This is a genomic window from Victivallis sp., assembly GCF_048170485.1.
Taxonomy (GTDB): Bacteria; Verrucomicrobiota; Lentisphaeria; order Victivallales; family Victivallaceae; genus Victivallis.
In genome coordinates, this window is the sequence record NZ_DBEXAY010000050.1 from 1 (window position 1) to 19,732 (window position 19,732).

The 19,732-nt window shown below is 60.1% G+C and carries 19 protein-coding genes; 11 read left to right on the forward strand and 8 right to left on the reverse strand.

What is annotated here, in order from left to right:
* The first annotated feature begins 147 nt into the window (after positions 1-147).
* Entirely contained in the window at positions 148-1,107 is a 960-nt protein-coding gene (locus ACMLHG_RS02575) for a helix-turn-helix transcriptional regulator (protein ID WP_295806444.1), read from the forward strand.
* A 362-nt stretch (positions 1,108-1,469) separates the two neighbouring features.
* Here the strand turns inward: ACMLHG_RS02575 and ACMLHG_RS02580 are convergent, their stop codons facing one another.
* Positions 1,470-2,375 (reverse strand): DMT family transporter, encoded by a 906-nt coding sequence (locus ACMLHG_RS02580; protein ID WP_417169445.1) that lies wholly within the window; start codon positions 2,373-2,375, stop codon positions 1,470-1,472.
* Between the two features lie 161 nt (positions 2,376-2,536).
* Between ACMLHG_RS02580 and ACMLHG_RS02585 the strand changes: the two genes are divergently transcribed.
* Positions 2,537-3,445: a LysR family transcriptional regulator gene (locus ACMLHG_RS02585; protein ID WP_294435095.1), complete on the forward strand. Its 909-nt coding sequence runs from the start codon at positions 2,537-2,539 to the stop codon at positions 3,443-3,445.
* Positions 3,446-3,493: 48 nt separating this feature from the next.
* On the opposite strand, the gene ACMLHG_RS02590 is transcribed toward ACMLHG_RS02585, so the two are convergent.
* The 6 genes from ACMLHG_RS02590 to ACMLHG_RS02615 are packed head-to-tail and all read right to left on the reverse strand — an operon-like array spanning position 3,494 to position 9,878.
* A complete protein-coding gene (locus tag ACMLHG_RS02590) occupies positions 3,494-5,572 on the reverse strand; it encodes a beta-galactosidase (protein ID WP_417169446.1) in 2,079 nt (692 codons plus the stop codon).
* A complete protein-coding gene (locus tag ACMLHG_RS02595; protein WP_417169447.1) occupies positions 5,569-6,483 on the reverse strand; it encodes an SMP-30/gluconolactonase/LRE family protein in 915 nt (304 codons plus the stop codon). The genes ACMLHG_RS02590 and ACMLHG_RS02595 overlap by 4 nt, the downstream gene beginning before the upstream one ends.
* The gene (locus tag ACMLHG_RS02600) at positions 6,473-7,225 is read right to left on the reverse strand and encodes an SDR family NAD(P)-dependent oxidoreductase (protein ID WP_295806435.1); all 753 of its coding nucleotides are present in this window, start codon (positions 7,223-7,225) and stop codon (positions 6,473-6,475) included. The genes ACMLHG_RS02595 and ACMLHG_RS02600 overlap by 11 nt, the downstream gene beginning before the upstream one ends.
* Positions 7,212-8,252 carry a mannonate dehydratase gene (locus ACMLHG_RS02605; RefSeq protein ID WP_417169448.1) on the reverse strand — a complete coding sequence of 347 codons (1,041 nt, stop codon included), beginning with the start codon at positions 8,250-8,252 and terminating at the stop codon, positions 7,212-7,214. Before ACMLHG_RS02605 ends, ACMLHG_RS02600 begins: the two co-directional genes overlap by 14 nt.
* Positions 8,252-8,896 (reverse strand): bifunctional 4-hydroxy-2-oxoglutarate aldolase/2-dehydro-3-deoxy-phosphogluconate aldolase, encoded by a 645-nt coding sequence (locus ACMLHG_RS02610; protein WP_295806427.1) that lies wholly within the window; start codon positions 8,894-8,896, stop codon positions 8,252-8,254. The genes ACMLHG_RS02605 and ACMLHG_RS02610 overlap by 1 nt, the downstream gene beginning before the upstream one ends.
* A gap of 4 nt (positions 8,897-8,900) precedes the next feature.
* Positions 8,901-9,878, reverse strand: a complete 978-nt coding sequence (locus tag ACMLHG_RS02615; RefSeq protein WP_295806424.1) for a sugar kinase — start codon at positions 9,876-9,878, stop codon at positions 8,901-8,903.
* Between the two features lie 155 nt (positions 9,879-10,033).
* Here ACMLHG_RS02615 and ACMLHG_RS02620 point away from each other — a divergent pair, with 155 nt between their 5' ends.
* The 4 genes from ACMLHG_RS02620 to ACMLHG_RS02635 all read left to right on the forward strand — a co-directional run bounded on the left by ACMLHG_RS02620 (position 10,034) and on the right by ACMLHG_RS02635 (position 15,241).
* Positions 10,034-10,918 carry a helix-turn-helix domain-containing protein gene (locus ACMLHG_RS02620; protein ID WP_295806420.1) on the forward strand — a complete coding sequence of 295 codons (885 nt, stop codon included), beginning with the start codon at positions 10,034-10,036 and terminating at the stop codon, positions 10,916-10,918.
* Between the two features lie 182 nt (positions 10,919-11,100).
* A complete protein-coding gene (locus ACMLHG_RS02625) occupies positions 11,101-12,993 on the forward strand; it encodes a glycoside hydrolase family 36 protein (RefSeq protein WP_417169449.1) in 1,893 nt (630 codons plus the stop codon).
* A gap of 170 nt (positions 12,994-13,163) precedes the next feature.
* Complete coding sequence (locus ACMLHG_RS02630; protein WP_417169450.1) at positions 13,164-14,099, forward strand: LysR family transcriptional regulator; 936 nt, start codon at positions 13,164-13,166, stop codon at positions 14,097-14,099.
* Complete coding sequence (locus tag ACMLHG_RS02635; protein ID WP_295806414.1) at positions 14,096-15,241, forward strand: M14 family zinc carboxypeptidase; 1,146 nt, start codon at positions 14,096-14,098, stop codon at positions 15,239-15,241. Before ACMLHG_RS02630 ends, ACMLHG_RS02635 begins: the two co-directional genes overlap by 4 nt.
* A 148-nt stretch (positions 15,242-15,389) precedes the next feature.
* On the opposite strand, the gene ACMLHG_RS02640 is transcribed toward ACMLHG_RS02635, so the two are convergent.
* Positions 15,390-16,376, reverse strand: a complete 987-nt coding sequence (locus ACMLHG_RS02640) for an ROK family protein (RefSeq protein WP_294436583.1) — start codon at positions 16,374-16,376, stop codon at positions 15,390-15,392.
* 112 nt (positions 16,377-16,488) lie between these two features.
* On the opposite strand from ACMLHG_RS02640, the gene ACMLHG_RS02645 reads away from it, so the two are divergent.
* From ACMLHG_RS02645 to ACMLHG_RS02665, 5 genes are read left to right on the forward strand one after another with little or no spacing between them, the layout of a single operon-like run.
* Complete coding sequence (locus ACMLHG_RS02645; protein WP_295806410.1) at positions 16,489-17,355, forward strand: MotA/TolQ/ExbB proton channel family protein; 867 nt, start codon at positions 16,489-16,491, stop codon at positions 17,353-17,355.
* A 2-nt stretch (positions 17,356-17,357) separates the two neighbouring features.
* Positions 17,358-17,768, forward strand: a complete 411-nt coding sequence (locus ACMLHG_RS02650; RefSeq protein WP_294436581.1) for a biopolymer transporter ExbD — start codon at positions 17,358-17,360, stop codon at positions 17,766-17,768.
* Positions 17,765-18,739 carry a TonB family protein gene (locus tag ACMLHG_RS02655; protein WP_417169452.1) on the forward strand — a complete coding sequence of 325 codons (975 nt, stop codon included), beginning with the start codon at positions 17,765-17,767 and terminating at the stop codon, positions 18,737-18,739. The genes ACMLHG_RS02650 and ACMLHG_RS02655 overlap by 4 nt, the downstream gene beginning before the upstream one ends.
* 19 nt (positions 18,740-18,758) lie before the next feature.
* Positions 18,759-19,241, forward strand: coding sequence for a deoxycytidylate deaminase (locus ACMLHG_RS02660; protein WP_294436579.1), 483 nt, complete (start codon positions 18,759-18,761; stop codon positions 19,239-19,241).
* A complete protein-coding gene (locus ACMLHG_RS02665) occupies positions 19,234-19,728 on the forward strand; it encodes an adenylyltransferase/cytidyltransferase family protein (RefSeq protein ID WP_417169453.1) in 495 nt (164 codons plus the stop codon). The genes ACMLHG_RS02660 and ACMLHG_RS02665 overlap by 8 nt, the downstream gene beginning before the upstream one ends.
* The last annotated feature ends 4 nt before the right edge of the window (positions 19,729-19,732 follow it).

Consider the following 19,732-nt stretch of genomic DNA (forward strand, 5'->3'; position numbering starts at 1 on the left):
CCGGTTTGATTTTTTTCTTTGATACAATATATTATCCGCAAATGGACAAAGAGTGTCCTCTCAGAAAGAAAATCAAAAAAAAATCAAAAATTTTTCAACATGCCGTTACAAAAAGCTCAGTTGCATCGCCTTACCCGGATCGCGGCAATGCTCAAGGAGAACCGCTATCCGAACTCGGAATCCCTGGTCCGGGAGTTCCGCCGCATCGCCGTGGAGGAAGAGCTGGAAATCGACTGCTCTCGAAAAACCATCCTGCGGGACATGAAAACGCTGGAGTTTGAATTTCAATGTCCCCTCGCCTTCGACCGGGCAAGGAACGGCTACTATCTGAAACGTCATGACTGGGATTTCATCGCCCCCGCGCTGCTGGATGAGAACGAGATGCTCGCCTCGGTCATCGGCGCCCGGATATCCGAAGATATTTTTCCCTCCCCGCTGAAAAACCGCATTCGCAATGCGGTCGATTATCTGCTGCAGAATCACAATCCGGATTTTCTCGACACCGCCAATCTGGCGAGCTTGACCATCCTCTCCGGCTTGTACATCCAGCTGGACCGGGAGATTTTCATGAAGATTTTCGAAACGTGGCAGACCCATCGCACCGTCAAAATCGCTTATGCCGATTACCGGGGGCACCTCACCGAACGGGTCTTTGAACCGCACACGCTGGTATTCTACAACAACTCCTGGTACAGCAAGGGATTCTGCCGGCTGAAGAAACAGCCGCGCACCTTCGCACTCCACCGGATCAGAAGTGCGGAGCCGTTGCCGGAACATTTCACCCCCGATGAGAAAATCATCCGTTCGGTGACGGTGGATGATTTTCTCGGCTTCGAGAAAGTCCGGAACGTCAAACTTAAAATCACCGAGATGCTGCGCGACGTTCTCGCCGCCCGCCCACTGCACAGCCGCCAGAGCTTTCTTCCGGACGGCACGGTGGAAATTCCGGCTGTCAGCCGGGAGATCCTCTTCCCGTTCCTGCTCGCCCAGCAGGGGCTGGCGGAACTCCTTGAACCCACAGGACTGCGGCAGGAGTTTCAGGAAATGCTGCGCACGATGCTTGCCTCGTATGAAACCGCGCCCATCTCCCCGTCGGAGGCACGATGAAGCACAGAACCTTTTTGAGAACCGCTGCCGGATGGCTTCCTAGCCTTTGAAGATCCTCGCGGGCTCCCGGCAACCCTTTTCCAAAGCAGGTTCTCTCCGCCATCGGCAACGGTAAAAAAATGGATGCGTACACCGCAGGGCCGCCGACGGCGGAAAAACGACAGCGAGGGACGCTGCAGTACTTGGAGCTGGTTCCCCGCCGGAACCGCAAAGGTCACGCTCCTCGATGAAACCGGCTTCATCGGGCACAGATGACCGCAAAAATGCAGGAATTGGCGGAGAAAATCGAAAGCCCGTTCCAGGACCTCATCCGCCCGTCCCCGGCAGAAGTTCTCTTTTTCCGACCGCTCTCCTGCCGAAGCCTATTTCCCCACCAGCGTCCTGGCGTAGGAATAGAGGCACATGGAGCAGATCATCACCACCGCCATCAGGAACCGGCGGCACCACGCCTTGCGGCCCACTCGCGGCTCCAGATGTTCGTACCCGCAATGGAGCAGCCACGCGCCGAGCAGAACCGAGATGATTCCACGGCTCGCCTGAATGATGTTTCCAAAGACGGCCCCGATCGAACCGTAACAGAGGAAAAGCAGAATGATCGCACAATACCAGGTCAGCGCATAGGGCAGCGCATCTTTGCACAGCTGAAAACGGAACCGGCACTTCAAAAGACAGGGGAGCGTCAGGAGGCCCAGAATGAAATACATCAACCCGGCGACCGCGGTGGAATCGGCAATCAGAGAACTTCCGCGCATCTGCAGAATCAATTCCGCCTCGATCATATCGCAGATCGAATAGGTCACCAGCATGAATGCCAGCCAGAAGGCCCCCCGCAAGGAGATCCGCCCCCCGGTAAAGTTCATGCCGATCGCCGCGACGGAACAGAGGATGACCGCAATCCACTGCAGGAAATGCAGCGGCGTCCGCGTCAACAGCATGGTGAAAAACGCCAGAATGACGATCTTCAACCCCAGCAGCGAGGAGAGACGCGACGCCTCCACCTCCCGGAGCGTCTGGAAGAAGCCGTACTGGCCGGCGACAAACGAAAGCACACACAACAGCATCAACAGAGCGAAGTTCCACGTTGCCGGATACCGGGTGAACGGCATCATCAGCGGAATGGTCAACGCCCCGAACACCCCCATGATCAACTGGGAAAACACCACCAGCGTAAAGGATCCCCGGTGCTTGTGTATGAAAACACGGGAAAATACGTACGAACCCGACTGCAGCAATGCGGAACAGAGTCCGCCGACAACTCCGATCAACATGATTTCTCTCTACTCTTTCCTTACCGAACCCGAACGGTTTGCATTCTATCAATATACAGCCCTCTTTTCAAAACAACAAATACTTATTTTCTGCACCAGGTATGCTTGACAGGTATAGCAAGACGGATTATACTGTAGTGAGAACAGGAGAATTTTCCGCGATGGAACTACGAGTACTGCGATATTTTCTGGCGACGGCCCGCGAAGGCTCCATTCTCGGCGCCGCGCGTTTTCTTCACGTCACCCAGCCCACCCTCTCCCGTCAATTGCAGGAGCTCGAAGAGGAGCTGGGGCAGAAACTTCTGATCCGAAGCAACCGGCACATCACTTTGACGCCGGAAGGGAAACTCTTCCGCAAACGGGCGGAGGATGTCATGGAAATCATCCGGAAAACGGAGGCGGAGTTCCGCTCCATGGGGTCGGCACTGCGCGGCGATATTCATATCGGCAGCGGAGAAACCGATGCGATGAAGGAAATCGCCCGCATCTTCCGGGAGCTGCACGACGAATATCCCGGCATCCGCTACCATGTGTGCAGCGGCAAATCCGAAGACATCGAAGAGCTGGTCGACAAGGGGATTCTGGATTTCGGCGTCCTGATTCAGCCGGTCAGCATCTCCAAATACGACTATCTCAAGCTGCCGTTCAAAGATGTCTGGGGCGTCATCATGAGAAAGGACAGCCCCCTCGCCGCAAAACGGGCCGTCGGATACGACGATCTGCGAAATCTGCCGCTGATCTGCTCCCGTCAGATTCCACAGCTCGGCACCGGCAAGAGCGGGTATCCGGAATGGTTCGGTAAATCCTTCTCGCAGTGGAACGTCGTCGCCACGTACAATCTCATCTACAATGCCGCACAGATGGTCGAAGCCGGCCTCGGATATGCCATCGGTCTGGATAAAACCATCAACACCACGGCGCACAGCGCTCTCTGTTTCCGCCCGCTGACCCCCCGGGTGGAATCCGAACTGGTCATCATCTGGAAAAAATATCAGATCTTCTCCAGTGCCTCGGAGATCTTCCTCAACCGCCTGCAGAAGGAGTTTGCCGCCCCCGCCGCGGAAGAGTGAGGCGCACCCCGCCCCGACAGCGCGCGGCGGGGGAAACGCCCTCCTTTCTCAGTGGTGCGGGCGAGAGAGGAGCAGCACCTCCGTCGCCCCCGGCCCCAGCACGAGTTCCGTCGACACGGCGGAGCCGTCAAGATGCCGGGCACTCCGCCACTCCAGTGGCAGAGGAACGCGGAGCGGCGTCTCCGACAGCGAGTTCAGCACCGCGACCCGCGACGTCTCCCGCTCCATCACCCGCCCGATCACGCCGCAGGGCAGTTCCATCTCCGGACGGACGCCGCTCTCCCCGGCAAATCCGGAGATTTCACCCTCCGCTGCCGGATCAAAGACATTCCTGAGCCGGCGGGAGAGTTCCACTCCCCAGAGACGGGCGCGCCCGCGGCCGAAGCGATTCTCCACCGCCGCGACGGTTCCGTCGGAATAGCGCGCGTAAATTTTAGCCTCCGCCCCGGGCAGCGGCATAAAATCCTGCCGCATCCGGCGGCCGGCAATCGAGAGCCCGTCGACGCGCACGGCTCGAACCTCTTCCGGTTCCGCTCGATACTCCCGCTCGCGGGCGCCGAACACCTGCTGGAGACCGTGTCCCGGAATTTCCCCTCGAACGAACATATGTTCATCGAGCCAGCCGCACCGACCATCCGCCCAGAGCTGTCCTCCCTGCCGGACGAAATCGACGATTTTCCCTCCCGCCTCCCGCGAGAGCAACGGAACACCGGGCAGAAACAGGACCCGGTAACGAGGCAGAATTCCGGCGACGACCTCCTCTTCGGAGACAAATTCCACCGCGAAGTTCGCCTCGCGCAGTGCGCGGTAACAACCGAGAACGGCGTTCACACAATTCATGCCGATGTCGGGCACGTTCCGATGATCGATCCACTGCAGATATTCGTAGATGCCGCTGCGGTAGGAGTCCAGGATGGCGATCTGCGCCGCCGGGCGTTCCGCCGGCAGAAGCCGGTCGCGGTATTGCGAAAACGTCCGGGCGAATTGTTCCACCGCTTCGGAACGGGGCGTGGGGCCGCCGTCGGCCGGAGCGCGCAGACCGAACTCGCCCAGTTCAAAGGTTCCGCTCCGCCACCCCTGAAACTCCCAGTGAATCACTCCGTGCAGACCGGCGGCATAGGCCAGCCACAATTCTGCGGTGATGGTCTCCGGTGTCGGCGTATACTTGCGCGGATGCACATCGCTGGTGCCCACCTGAAGTTCCCCCACCATCGCTTCGCCCCCCTTCCGCCAGCTCCAGGTGCGATCGATGCCGCAGAGGTAGAAGTTGCGCCGGTCCCGCAGCCCGAGCTCGAAAACGTTGTCGTTGCTCTGATGGATGGAACAGCTGATCGTGTCGGGAATCGCCGCCGTCCGGTAGAAATCCCGCCCAGCAGTCACCGGATTGCCGTTGACGCCGTGCAGGTTGGTATGGGTGGGGTGACTTGTGTCGTATTTGCGGATCTCTCCGCAGAGCCAGCGCACCTGATCGGCCAGAAGTTCCGGGGCGAAAAGCAGAAAATCGTACTCGATCGCCGAAGTCCGGCCGCGAGAGCCGAGCCGGAACGCAGTCTCCAGCCAATCCGCAGTCAGCGCCTCCAGCGACTCCGGCAACAGCAGACTCAGTACCGGATACTCGCCGCGCCACCCCTGCCGCAGATCGTCATAGGTCGGATATTTCCGCTTGAGCCAGGCGGCAAATGCTTCCAGCACCGGTCGATTTTTCGTCATGTTCAGCGTCGGTTCGTTCCAGATGTTCCAGTATGCCAGAGCCGGGGAGTTCCGATACCGGGTGACGAGCGCTTCGATCAATTTTGCAAGCGGCCGGCGCACCTCGTCGCGCGCCAGCGACGGATAACGGCCGGGATCATTTCTTCCTGCGGCGTCAAGCTCGCAGGTCAGCCAGAACGGCGGGTAGAATCCGACGGTGATCATCACGTTGAGCGGCGTCTTTTCCGCCTCGGCCATGAAGTCGTCGACAAAGGAAAAATCATATCGGCCTTTCTTCTCCTCCACCAGCTCCCACCAGACGATCAGCCGGACGAGGGTATATCCGTTCTCGACCAGCCGGCGGCAGTCGCAGGCGAACTCCTTCCGGCCGTAATTCGGGTTGAGCCAGTACATCGTTCCGACGGTGAATTCTCTCATTGCAAGTGATTCCTGTTTTGTTTATTTGGCAGCGGGAGAAGAGTGCTCCAACCACTCTCCCCGTCATCCTTTTTTCGCAGAAAAATCGAGCCGGGAAATCCCCCCAGCCATTCTTTTTCCTCCGGCGTACTCGTGCCAGTTGTGAGAAAAATCTCGCCATTTCCCTCAGTGACGCTGGTGATTCTGCCGATCGGGAAATGCTCCTCTTTCAGCAAAACGCCGGAGGGGGAGAAGGTCCGCAGAGCGCCCCCGTCCCAGCAGGCGACCAGCACGTTCCCGGACTCCGCCTCGACGGCCATTCCATCCGGATTTCCCTGCCCCGCAGCGAACTCGGCAAACTGTGTCCACTCACCCAGACGGCCTTCCTCTTCGCAGAAATCGCAGCAAATAATGCGGAGCTCCTCCGAAACAGCCAGATAAAAGCGTCTCCGGTCCGGGGAAATCCCCATTCCGTTCGGCATGCCGCGAAACCCCTCTGCAAGAAGATCAAACCTTCTTTGACAAAGTGAAAATCGCCAGAGTTCCCCCGGAAATTCCGCCGCCGGATTCCAGGCGACGCCGCAATAGATGTGGCCGGCGTCATCCGCGAGCACGTCGTTGAACCGGGTATCCCCCCGTCCAGGCAGTTCGGCAAACAACTCCGGCGTTCCACCGAAACGGCAACGCCAGACACGACACCCGGCGCCGAACAACAGCAACTCCTCCCCCAGAAACGTCAGAGCCCCGATCTTGCCGATTCCCGGATCGAACAGCTCGAACGCTTCCGGATTGCCCGTCCGGGCCATCCGGTAAACCCGCCCCCGGGGAATGTCCACCCAGTAGAGCCGACGTTCCGCCGGATTCCAGCGCGGCCCCTCCGCCACGGCGCAGCGACAGGCGGCAAAAAGCCGCCATTCCGCCTCAGGGAGCATAGGTCTGCCCTCCATTGATGTTGATGGTCTCCCCGGTCATGAAGCCGTTCTGCACCGCCCAGACCAGTCCGTCGGCGATCTCGTCACAGCTCCCGGCACGCCCCAGGGCGATGTGACGGCACTCCTCCTCGTATCCATCCAGCCCAATCCGCTTGATCATGTTTTCCGTGGCGATCATGCCGGGCGCCAGAGTGTTGACGGTGATGGCGTACTTCGCCAGCGCAGCAGCATAGCTCCGGGTCAGACAGTGAACCGCCAGCTTGCTGGTGGCATATGCGATGGATTCCAGCTCATTCGGCCGGTGAGCCCGGCAGCTCGAGACGTTGACGATTCTCCCGTTTCGGTGATGCTCCGCGTAGCGGGTGAACTCGTTGCAGCAGAGATAGGCTCCCCGAAGTCCCACCGAAAGAACATGGTCCCACCACATGCCGTCGGTCTCTTCCGGGCGGCGCGACAGCGGATCGATCCGGGCGTTGTTCACCAGTACATCCACGCCGCCGAACCGTTCCTCCAGTTCCGCAAACAGCGCGATCACCGCCGACTCGTCCGAAACGTCGCAACGCATGGCTGTCGCATCACCGCCGCTCTCGCGGATACCCGCCGCAACGCTCTCCGCCCGCCCTGTGCGATGTGCATAGTTGACAATCACGCGAAACCCCAGTTCGGCAAGACGACGCGCCATGCATGCCCCCAGCCCCTGCGACGCCCCGGTGATCAGGGCAACTCTCTTACGATCTTCCATCTCTTTCCTCATCCTCCAGCGATTGCATGAGCCCCCGGATATATCCGAGCGCGTATCCCATACCGGTCTCCCAGGGCGAAACAGCCGACACCTGCGGCGTGTGATCCGGAATGACGGTTCCGTCAAACCCGCATTTCCGATAGAGGCGCAGCGCCCGCGGCATATCAACGTATCCCTCGTCGATGAAAACTTCCGAATACCGCGGCAATCTCCCGCTCGTGTTTCGAAAATGAACATATCCGATACGCCCCGCGGAAGCAAATTCCTCTATCAGCGAATAGATATCCGCATCCGGCATGGTGGAAACCGTACCCTGGCAAAACTCCAGACAGTTGGACGGGCTCGGAACCAGCGTCAGCAGACGGCGCATTCCCTCCGGCGAGTGAAGCGGACGATAAATGCCCCGCAGGAAGGCAACCGGAGGATCATCCGGATGAGCGCAGAGTTTGATTCCCGCCTCTTCCGCCGCGGGGAGCGCCCGCTCCAGAAACCAGCGGAACCGCTCCCAGAACTCCTCCGCGCCGCAGGGCGGCAGAATACCCGCTGTACCGCGCCGCTCAATCCGGGTATTGAACCAGAAGTACGGATTGCACTGCGGTTCCGTCGGAATCATCGCCTCGTCAAAGCTCTTGGTCGCCGCCAGCCCCCGGCCATCCTGGTTGCCGCTGTTGTAATCCGTCCGGTACCCCTGCACACCGCAGGCGCTGAAGTTGTAGCCGAAGCAGCGGATCCCGGCCCGGCCCGCGTTGCGGATGGTTCTGCAGAGATTCTCCATCTGCTCCTCCCGGCCCGGTTCGCCGAGAACAACGTGATCCCAATGGGCGGGATGAAAATTCTCGATGGCCTCGAGACGCAATCCATGCACCTCCGCCTGCCGGACAAGCGCGCGAAACTGCTCCTCATGCCAGACGCCGTCCCCCTCCGGAAACGGGACCCAGGCGACAACAGATTCACAGCCGAGCTGCCGGGCCAGTCGGAGATGGGCATCGGACCACATGGCAGGCTTCATGGCAATTCCGAGATTCATCAGGCCCCCCTCCCCTGCCGCGCCGCGGCAACAAACTGCTCCGCCAGTGCGGTCAGCTCCTTCCACCGTCCGTCGTGGATAAACTCCTGGCGGACCAGTGCGCCGCCGACCCCGCAGCCGGCAACAAGCCGGAAGAGCGACGGAATATCCGCAAGCGTAATACCGCCGGTAGGGAAAAACTTCACGCCGGGGAGCGGCCCCTGCAGATCTCTTAGGTAGGTCAAACCGAAACAATTGAAGGGAAAAACCTTGACAAAATCCGCTCCGAGACGGTCCGCCTGAAACACCTCCCAGGGGGAGAACGCCCCGGCGATCATCGGCACATCCGCCCGCTTCGCCTCCTCCAGCACCTCCGGCACCGGGAACGGCGAAACCAGAAACTGTGCACCAGCCTCCAGCGATGCCATGGCGGCGGCGCGGTCGGTGACGGTTCCCATTCCGAGCAGCAGCGTGCCCTCGAAACGGCGACAGTTTTCCCGTAACAGCGTTGTCGCGCCGGGAATGGTCATCGTCAACTCCACCGCGCGGATTCCTCCGTCGGCCAGCGCCTCCAGAAGCGGCGGCAGTTTTTCACCGGAGTTCAGACGAACGACCGGCACCACACCGGGATCGGTCAAACTCTTTATGACATGTTGTTTTTTCATAGGATCACCTCCTGATGGCCAGTGTGTCGGCGGAGAGAAGCGATTCCACTTCGCTCCGGGTGGAGAGACTGAAATCACCGCGGGTGGCATGCTTCAAGGCGCCGCAGGCTGTTGCGAAACGGATCCGGTACAGATCCTGCCACTCCTCCTGCTGCAGCGCATAGATCGCCGCACCGGCAAACGCATCGCCGCCGCCGACGCGGTCGAGTACGGGAAAGGTGTGCATCGGCGTATCGACCCGGCCCCCGTCCGGGCGAAGAAGAGACCCGCCGAACTTTGTCTGCGACGCATCCGTCTCTCCGCGCCGGGAGAGAAACGCACAGCGAAGAGAAAAACGGACGCACAGCTCCTCTTCCGGCGTCTCCAGAAAAGCCTCTGCAACCGCGGCGTTGGCAATCAGCACATCGCTTTCGGCAACCAGGAGCCGGAACGTTTCACCGGCCTCGGCCTCACTCCAGAGAGAGGAACGGTAGTTCAAATCCAAACTGACCGTATACCCCGCCCGTTTCGCCTCGCGCACCGCCAGGAAGGCGAGTTCCCGACCGTTGTTGCTCAGCGCCGGAAGGGTTCCGGAGAGATGGAGCCAGCCTGGCGCCGGATGACTCCGGAAAAGTCCGGGCAGGTCATACGCCTCTGCCGGCAGTTCCGCAAACACGCTGCCACGCCGGTCGTAAATGACCTGCGAAGGACGCAGCGCCATTCCGGTCTCCAGAAAAAACAGTCCCAAACGCCCCTTCGCCCGGCGAACCAGAGAAACATCCGGCCCGTACTTGTGAAGTTCATTCAAACAGCTTCTGCCGATCGCGTTCTCCGGCACCGCAGAGACAAGGTAGACCTCCCGCGCCCCCAGAGAGCACATGGCAACCGCGGCATTGGCCTCCGCTCCGGTGTACCGCACATGGAACTGCGCCGCCTGTTCGAAGCGTTCGAAATCTTCACATTCCAGCCGCATGAGCAGCTCTCCCAGAAAGAAGTTGTACATCGTGCCTCCGTCTCTGTTTCGCTGTACAGTATACAACAGGAGCGTTCATATGACAACCACTTCCGTTGCCAATCTGTAAACCTTTTCTGCCAAAATGATTGACAATGATGATTTCAGCGCTATCTTTACAGCAGGAAACAAGCCGGGAGAACCGTATGATAACTGACATTCTTCAGGAGAATTTTTTCGTTCACACCGTCATTCCGCGGGAGAGAAGCATCGACTGCGGACTTCCGCTCAAGGAGATCGGCTATCTGGATGCGGTTCAGGTCCGCAAAGAGCTGATCTACGATGAGATGCTGGAGATCACGGTCCGGCTCGCCTCCGCGGAGCCGTTCGCCGTCGATTATCTGGATGGGAAACGGTATGAAACGCCTTTCCCGCACGTGCTCATCAAAAAACCCGGGGTGCACCACGTCTATGCGACCCGGGAGCCGCGCAAGGCGTTTTTCATACAATACTATCCGGAAAGCGCCGCGGAACTCGAAGCGCGCGGCATGAGTTTCGACCCTTTGATCTGGCAAATCTCGCTGACCGAATCCCTGACGGCGATTCTGGAGAAACTGCTGAAGGTCACCGCGCTGATCCACCTGCCGATGATGCGGGAGAAAGCGGATATGCTGGCCTGGGCGTTTCTGCTGGAACTGCTGGAGTTCCGCCAGCACGATATCTGCAGCGACGAACGTTTCCGGAAATTTCAGGAGATCGCTTCGTATCTGCAGATCCATTACCTGAAATCACCGGACATTGTCCGGCTGGCGCACCTTCACGGCCTGAGCGAACGCAGCTTCTACCGGTACTGGAACAAATACTACAACGAGTCGCCAGTCGCCTTCCTCAACCGTCTGAAACTGGAATACGCCAAAAATAATTTGATCTACACCGACATGACAATCTCCGAAATCGCGTCGAAACTGGGATACAGCACCATTTATTTCGACCGGTTCTTCAAGCGGTGGACGGGGCAGACGCCCTGCAGTTACCGCCGGGAGATCAGCCGTCAGCTCTTCGCCCCCACGCCCGGGAAACCGGGTTCCTGACCGCTTGGGAGGGGGATTCCCGGGAAAGTGAGGCGCGGAAGAACGGTTTTTCCAAGAAAACCGTGGCGGGAGATTTGCATTCCCTGCGGAACGGGGTATAGTAGTCCCATGCAGAATTCAGGGGGGAAACCGGCCGGGAGAACGGCGCCGCACCCCGAATGCCCATTCGAAGGAGAATTTTTATGGCGAATACCCTGAAACTCAATGATGTGACGCTTTTTGCCGCCTTGAACGCCGAGGTGAAGATCGACGGGGAATGGCTCCCCATCGAGGAGTGCGCCGCCGCCGGGATCGAACTGGTGGATGCCGAACGCAGCTGTGACGGCTACTTCTGGAAACGGCTGACGCTGACCAACTGCACCGGCCGCGAACTGCGGCTCGGCGGCTTCCGCTGGCGGCAGACCGGAGCCCATACCGATTTTCTCGGCACGCCGGGGAAACGGCTCCGCCTTTACAAAGGCGGCTGGATGATGGCGAGCGCCTGCGGCTCCGTCCGTTACGGCGACACCGATTTTGAACTCGATCCCGGGTACAAGAAGTTCGCCGTCTCCGCTCCGGATGAGTACGACAATCAGCATCCCAACCGTTTTTTTGCCGACAACGTCATCGTGCTGAACGACTCCGTCACCGGCAATTCACTGCTGGCGGGCTTCATCAGTTCGGCGGATCTCTTCGGCCGCTTTCTCGCCGAACTTGACGAACAGGGCGTGTGCAGCTTTTCGATGATTAACGACGCCGACGACCGGATCGTCTCGCCGGCGGAGAGCGTCAACTCCGAAGAACTGGTGCTGCTGTTCGGGCCGGACGGCTACGGGCTGCTGGAAAAATTCGCCGACCTCTGGGGGGACCGGATGAAGGCGCGCCGCCCCTCCGGACGGGTCCCGACCGGCTGGTGCAGCTGGTACTACTATTTCTCCAACGTAACCGAAGCGGACATTCTCGAAAACGCCCGCTATCTCGCGGCTCACCGCGACGAATATCCGCTGGAATATCTTCAGCTCGACGACGGCTATCAATCCGCCCTCGGCGACTGGCTCATCTGCAACGAAAAATTTCCACACGGCCTGGCCTACCTGGCCGGAGAAATCCGCAAGGCCGGATTCAAACCGGCGATCTGGTTCGGCCCGTTCATGGTGGAGACAAAATCCGAACTCTTCCGCCGTCACCCCGACTGGATGATTCAGGATGAAAACGGGAACCCCTGCCTCGCCTTCGAATGGCGCGGGAAAAGTCCGGTTGCGGTGCTCGACGGCACCAATCCGGCGGTGCAGGAGCATTTCCGCACCCTGTTCGCCGAAGTTCGGCGGATGGGGTTTGAGTACGTCAAACTTGACTTTATGATGCTGGCATCGTCGGTGCGCAACGGCGTTCTGTTCGACCGCAAGGCGACCCGGGCGCAGGCTCTCCGCCGGGGGCTTGCGGCAATTCGCGAAGGCTTCGGCGACGACGGCTTCATCCTCGGCTGCACCATTCCGCTGGGACCGGCGGTCGGGCTGGTCGACGGGGAACGGATTGCCACCGACATCACCCCTTACTGGAAGCCGGACCGCAAATATTACGCCGAGGCTCCGACCGTTCCGAATGTCTGCCGCAACATCATCAACCGCTGTTACATGAATCACCGGCTCTGGATCAGCGACCCCGACACTCACATTGCCCGGATCGACAACAACAAGCTCACGCAAAACGAAGTAGAGCTCTGGAGCTGCGCAGTCCGGCTTGCCGGCGGCATGCTGCTGCTCAGCGACCGCTTTGAAACCCTGGCGCCGGAGCGGGCGCGCTTTTCGCGCTGGCTGCTCTCGGATCCGGACGCGTATGAGACCCGCCCGCTGGACTTCTTTGAACACACGACACCGACCATCTGGTTCGGCACCCACCGCCGCACCGGAGAGCGGGTGCTCGGCTTCTTCAACTTTGAAGATGTGCCGCAGATCCTGTCGGTCGATCTTGGGAAGTTGTCGGACACTCCGGTCAAACTGGTGGATGTGCTCGACGGCGAAGTGCTGGGGGAATTCTCCGGTGTTTTCACCATCAACGTGCTCGAACACAGTTGCCGGCTGCTCCGGCTCGCCTGAATTGAACGGCACGCAAAGGACGGGAGACGGGAAACCGCCTCCCGTTTTTTATTCCTGAACCGATGAGTTCAAGTCGACCCATAACCACAGGGAATGGCCGCCATAAAAATAAACCATTTCCATTTTCGGGAATCTGGAAATATATTACAGAAACAGGAACAAATCTGGAGATGACTGTGAATTTCATACAGCTGGAATATTTCCACAAGGTCATGACGTGCGGCAGCGTCACCCGGGCGGCCCGGGAACTTTTCGTCACCCAGCCGGCAGTCAGCAAACAGTTGAGGCTGCTGGAACAGGAGCTTGACTGCCGGCTCTTCCAACGCTGCGCGAACCGGTTCGAACCAACTCCGGCCGGAGAATTTCTCGACCGGCGCGCCGGTGTTCTGCTGACGGCATTTCACAATCTTCCGGCGGAACTGCGTTCGTTTGTCGGAGAATTCGCCGGCCCCCTCCGGATCGGCTGCGGACCGTACACCTCGGGCGCCGTGGTGCCGGAACTGGTCTCCGAACTCATGCGCCGCCATCCGCGCATTGTCCCCTCCGTTCAGGAGCGGGATTCCTTCCTCGACGATCTTCGAAACGGAACGCTTGACATTATGTTCGGCATTCAAGGATACCATGATGACGATCTGCTCTACGTACCGATGTACCGAAATCAGCTGATTCTCATCTGTTCGGAACACTCTCCGCTGGCGCAAGGCGGGCAGATCACTCCGGAACGACTGGCTTCAGAACCGTTTCTCGCCCACTCCTACAACCCCATCCGCGGAATCATCTTTCGGCAGATGCCCTATCTGGAGAAGAACCGGTTTCGAATTGAATCCCGCTATACGACCACGCTGATCTCATACGTGCAACGCAACCTCGGCTTTTCAATCATTGCGGATTGTTACCTCGAGAGTCTCCCGCCGGGAGTCGTCGCGCCATCGTTCGACACCGGCTGCGAGGTGGAGTCCGGCTTTCTCGTAAATCCGGCACGCCCCTTCTCCCCGCCGCTGCGGGCCATGATCGCCCTGGTTCGGGAAAAATACGGCTGCCGCCCCGTCCCCGGCGCTGAGTGCTCCGTCGGGGTTGTTCAATCCGGAAAGGAAGAAAAACGATGATCACAAAGGAAATTCCAGCCGGCAATATCAAGGTCGTCTCCATAAACGGCCATGATATCGAACTTGACGTGGAACGTCGGGACACTGCGGGAGACTGGTTTTACTGGTGCTTCCAGGGGAAGTTCCCGGAAAAGGGGATCTATCGGTTCCATTTTGTCGAAGGCAGCCGGGTGGGAACCCGTGGTCCCGCTGTCAGCCGCGACGGAGGAAAAAACTGGAGCTGGCTCTGTCCGCATCTCCACGAGAGCGATCGTGATTTTGAGTTTACCTGTCAGGAAGAAGGTGAGGAGCTCCTCTTTTGTCAGGCAATGCAGTATCTCCAGAGGGATTGGGAAAGATTCCTCGCAGAATTTTCCACTCATCCGGCTCTGCTCCCGGGCACCCTCTGCCGCAGCAGAAAGGGTAGAGAGGTGGAAATGCTCACCATCCGGGAAGCCTCTCCGCAATATTCCCTCCTGCTCACTTCGCGCCACCACGCAGGCGAAATGATGGCAACCCATGCCATGGAGGGATTTCTGCGCGCAGTTCTGGCGGATGATTCGTTCGGACGCACATTCCGGCAGCATATCGCGGTATTTGCCGTTCCGTTCGTCGACAAGGATGGTGTGGAAGAAGGAGATCAGGGAAAAAACCGCATTCCGCATGACCATGCACGGGACTATCAATTGCCCGGTCTTTATCCGGAAACCGCCGCGCTCCGCGCGTTACTGCTCCGCGAAAAACCCGCGTTCGTACTGGATCTGCACTGCCCGTGGCTCCGCGGTGTACCGAACGAAACCTCCTATATGGTCGGCATCGGAATTCCGCAGATGGACCGCGAAATGGAACGATTCGCCGATTATCTTGAGGCGGAACAGGTTCCACAGGCTCCCTATTTCAAGCGGGACAACATTCCCTTCGGGAGCTCGTGGAATACCGCACAAAACTATACGCAGGGCAGAACCATCAGGCACTATGCGGCGACACTGCCTTTCGTGCGCAACACCCAGGCGATCGAAATCCCCTTTGCCAACTTCGGCGCAGTCACCGTGGACCGGAACGCCATGCTCGCTTACGGCGCTTCCATCGCGCGTGCGGCCTGCCGTTATCTCCTGTCGAGCCCCGGCATTCAGCCACCGGAATCAGACACGGCAGGTCAATGACAGCATTCGTTCTCCTTCCCATCGGAGCAACGGCACCCGATACACGCCAGAGCAACGGAAACCGGCGAAAATTCCCGTTGCTTTGATCTTGCCGCGGCGCCCCGCCCGCAAACCGGGCGAAGCGCCTGGCGTCAGAACCTCTTTCCGCTCAGCGGCCCTGTTCCTTGAGGTAGTTGAGCGCGGCGGCCACGCCCGCATAGTAACCGATGTCGCGCCGAAGCTCGCTCGGAACGATCTCGCAGGCGGCCAGCGGCGCCGCCCAGCAGAAACGAGGCAGGTACTTCCGGATCGGGTCCGTGTAGAGGTCACCGACCGCCCAGGCCAGCGTGCCGAGCACCAGCCGCTGCGGATTGAAGATGTTGATGTACATGCCGAACGCCTGCGCGTTGCGCAGACTCATCTCGTCCCACAGCGCCACCGCGTAGGGATCCCCGGCGCGGACCGCCTTCTCGAACGGCACCATATCGATCTTCTCCACGTCTCCGCCGACCAGCTGCATGATCATGCTGTCGGGTTTGTCGCGCAGCTCCTCCTGCATCCGCTGAGCGAGAGCGCGCCCGCCCGCGTAGGCTTCATAGCACCCCTTCATGCCGCAGTTGCACTGCCGCCCGTTCAGCTCGACGCAGATATGGCCGAGCTCCCCGGCGCTGAGGGTGGTGCCGTTGCCGCGGACCAGCCGCCCGGCCGCGATGATGCCGCCGCCGATGCCGGTGCTCATCGTAAGATAGATGAAATCGGTGCATCCGCGCCCGGCGCCGAAGAACCACTCGGCCAGTGCGCCGCAGTTGGCGTCATTCTCGAAACAGCCGTCGATGCCGAGCTCGTCCTTGAGGTAACGGAGAATCGGCACATTCCGCCACAGCGCATTGTTGGTGGGCGCCGTGAGGATGCCGTTGACCGGATCGGCGGGGAACGGCGCCGAGATGCCGAACGCGGCGATGTCCGCCATTTTCAGCCCGGCCTCTTCGACCAGTTTCCGCGCCACACGGACCATTTCCGGGAGAACATCCTCCGGACGGGTGTTGACGTTTTCAATCCGGCCCTTGCCGAGAAGTTTGCCGTCGCCGGTTCCGAGACCGATGCCGATTTTGGTTCCGCCGATGTCGAAACCGAGAACAAGTTTCTGCTGGGACATGTTTTTCTCCGAAATTAATGTGAATTTCCCTTAAAAATTCTACTTGTAGAATATAATCCCTGTATTATATTTTATAAAGTGCATTTTTCAACTTTCGGCGGAGTTTTTATCTATGGGCATCCCGTTCACCCTTTTCGCGGCGTCTCCGGGCGTCTATTATGCGTTTGAAAACAGCGACAACGTCGGCAAAGGCATCGTCGTTCTGCTGCTCATCGGCTCGGTCTTCACCTGGACCGTCATGATCGACAAGGCGATGGCGCTCTACCGGGCACGCAAACTCTCCCAGCGCTTCATCGCCCGATTCCGCAGCAACAAGCGCAACATCGCCACTCCGGCGCTGGTGCGCGAAGGGCAGCTCGATGCCAGCCCGGTCGGGATCATCTACTCCGCCGGTGTCGGCAAACTGCTCGAATTCTACGAGAGCGACGCCCTCAACCAGCAGTTCTCCGCCGGAATCAACACCCGGCCGGTCAAGCTCTCCGACGCCCAGTACAACGCCATCGAAGCGGTGCTCGAGCGGGAGGTCTCCGGCCAGATCCAGGAGCTGGAAACCCGGATCGGTCTGCTCGCCACGCTGGTCAGCGTCAGCCCCTTCTGCGGACTCTTCGGCACGGTGTGGGGCGTCATGCTCGCCTTCTGCGGCATCGCCGCGGCGGGCAAGTCGGACTTCACCGCCCTCGCCCCCGGTGTCGCCGGAGCGCTGCTCACCACCGTGGCCGGTCTGATCGTGGCCATCCCCTCCCTGGTCGGCTACAACCTGCTGACCGCGACAATCCGCAACCTCACCGTCACCATGGACAACTTCACCGAGGAGTTCATGGTGCGGATCAAGCTCGAACAGCTCGCCCTCGACCGGAACGCGTCGACAACCAACACGCCGCCGGCTCCGCCGGTTCCGGCACCGGCGCCTGTGACGGCACCGGCAACAGCGTTTACACACCCCTCCGTCCTCCACGGGGCGGAAACGCCGGAGGCGTAGCCATGCGTCGCAAGAGATCGCGTTCCCAGATGGCGGCGATCGACCAGATCAACGTGACGCCGCTGCTCGACCTGACCTTTCTTCTGCTGATCGTCTTCATGATCACGATGCCGCTGATGGAGTACGGCACCTCGGTCAATCCGCCGGAAATGAACGCCGACAAACTGCCCGAAACCGACTTCAAAAGCGTCACATTGACCAAACAGGGCACGATCGTTTTCGATCGGGAGACGGTTACGAAAGATGAACTGGTCGAACTGCTCAAACAGCTCCGGGAGCGTTCCCCCAAGACCACCGTGCTGCTGCGCGCCGACGGCGAACGCTCCTACAACGACGTGATTGAACTGCTCACGTTCATCAAAAACTCCGGGTTCCGTGAGATCACGCTGGTAACCCAGGCCGAGGGCAAATGAACCGGCTGGGGCCACACACCATGCCGATTGCTCCGGGGCGGGTTGCCGCCCCGCGGAGAACTCCGGGCGGACACCGGGGGAAGATCTTCACCCATGTGCTGGTGATTCACCTGCTGATCCTCTTCGGGCCGATCGGCTATCTCGCATTTGAGAACTGGAGAAACCCGCCGGAGGAGAACGCCTTCCGGGTCAAGATCGGCGGCCGGGAGCTGTCGCACGACTGGGAGGTCGGCCCGCCGGAGCGCCGCCCGCCCTCGCCGAATCCCGGTGCCGCAGCTCCGGAGCCTGCCGCCCCGGAACCGGAAGTACCGGAGCCGGCGCCGCGGGTGGCGGAGCCGGCGGCACCGAAAATCGCTCCGCCGCCCCGCATCAAAGAACCCGCCGCACCGAAGGTGAAGCGTACGGCGCGGCAGCAGGCGAAGCCCAAAACAAAACCGAAGCCGAAGACCAGGCCGAAAAGCAGCGCGAAGCAGTCGAGCCGGTCCACGGCAAAGCCCAGGCAGAGCAGTTCGCGTTCGCGCACCTCCACCCGTCCGCGGAATGTGGAGGAGGCGCAGCGTCAGGTCTACCGCCCCGGGAACAGTGGCAAAATCGGCGGCGGCAGCAACTACAACTCCGCCGTCCCCATCGGCAGCCGCGACGTCGGCCAGGCCTACGGCAAACCCGACCACCGGACGCCCGGCGGCGGAGCGAAGGATGAGTTCGACATGCGCTACGGCATCCGGGTGGGAAACTACCTCAAATACCGCTGGACCCAGCCGCCGCGCTCCCTGCTCGGCGACCGGCTGCCGGAGGTGCTGATTCAGCTTTCGATCGCCGCCGACGGCCGGGTCACCGACGCCCGCGTGCTCAAACCGAGCGGCGTGAAAGCGATGGATGAGTCGATCAAACGGCTGCTCGCCAACCTCGACCGCGTCCCCACGCCGCCGAATGGAAAAGTGACCTTCCAACTGGTGATGCGTACTGAATAACGAAAGGAGAACTTCTTTCATGGCTACGGAAAAACGTCCGCCCCGCCCGAGCTGGGACCAATATTTCATGGACATCGCCCACGTCGCCGCCAGCCGCAGCAACTGCTGCCGCCGCCAGGTCGCGGCGGTGCTGGTCCGGGACTGCCGGATTATTTCAACCGGTTACAACGGCACGCCGCGCGGGGTGCGCAACTGTTCCGAGGGGGGGTGTCCGCGCTGCAACTCCGACGCGCCCAGCGGCACCAATCTCCACCAGTGTCTGTGCAGTCACGCCGAGGAAAACGCCATCGTGCAGGCGGCCTACCACGGCATCGCGGTCAAGGGGGCGACGCTCTACACCACCTACAGCCCCTGTCTGCTCTGCGCGAAGATGATCATCAACGCCGGAATCGTCGAAGTGGTCTATCACCGCCACTATTCGATCGACGACGTCTCGACGGCACTGCTTCATGAGGCCGGGGTGATCGTGCGGCCGCTGGAATCCGGAGACGAGAATGAATAGAAATCCCGCCGATCTCATTTTGACGCTCGAAGCGGCCTGCCGCTTCCGGGAATCGCTCCGCCGCGAAGGGAAACAACTGGTCGTCACCAACGGCTGTTTCGACATCCTTCACCGTGGCCACGCCGAATACCTCCACGAAGCGCGCGCACTCGGCGACGCCATGATTGTTCTCATCAATTCCGACGCGTCGGTCCGGGCGCTCAAGGGGCCGGAGCGCCCGATCATCGATCAGTACAACCGCGCCTACATGCTGGCGGCGCTCGAATCGGTTGACGGCGTGGTGATCTTCGACGGCGCACGCTGTGACCGTGAACTTGCCGCCCTCGCCGCGGACCGTTATGTCAAAGGGGGCGATTACACGCGGGAAAAACTCGATCCGGCGGAACGGGTCGCGCTCGACCAGGCGGGGACGGAGATCTGTTTCAAACCGTTTATTCCCGGTTTTTCGACCACCACCATCATCGCCCGCATCCGGGAAACCATGTAACGAA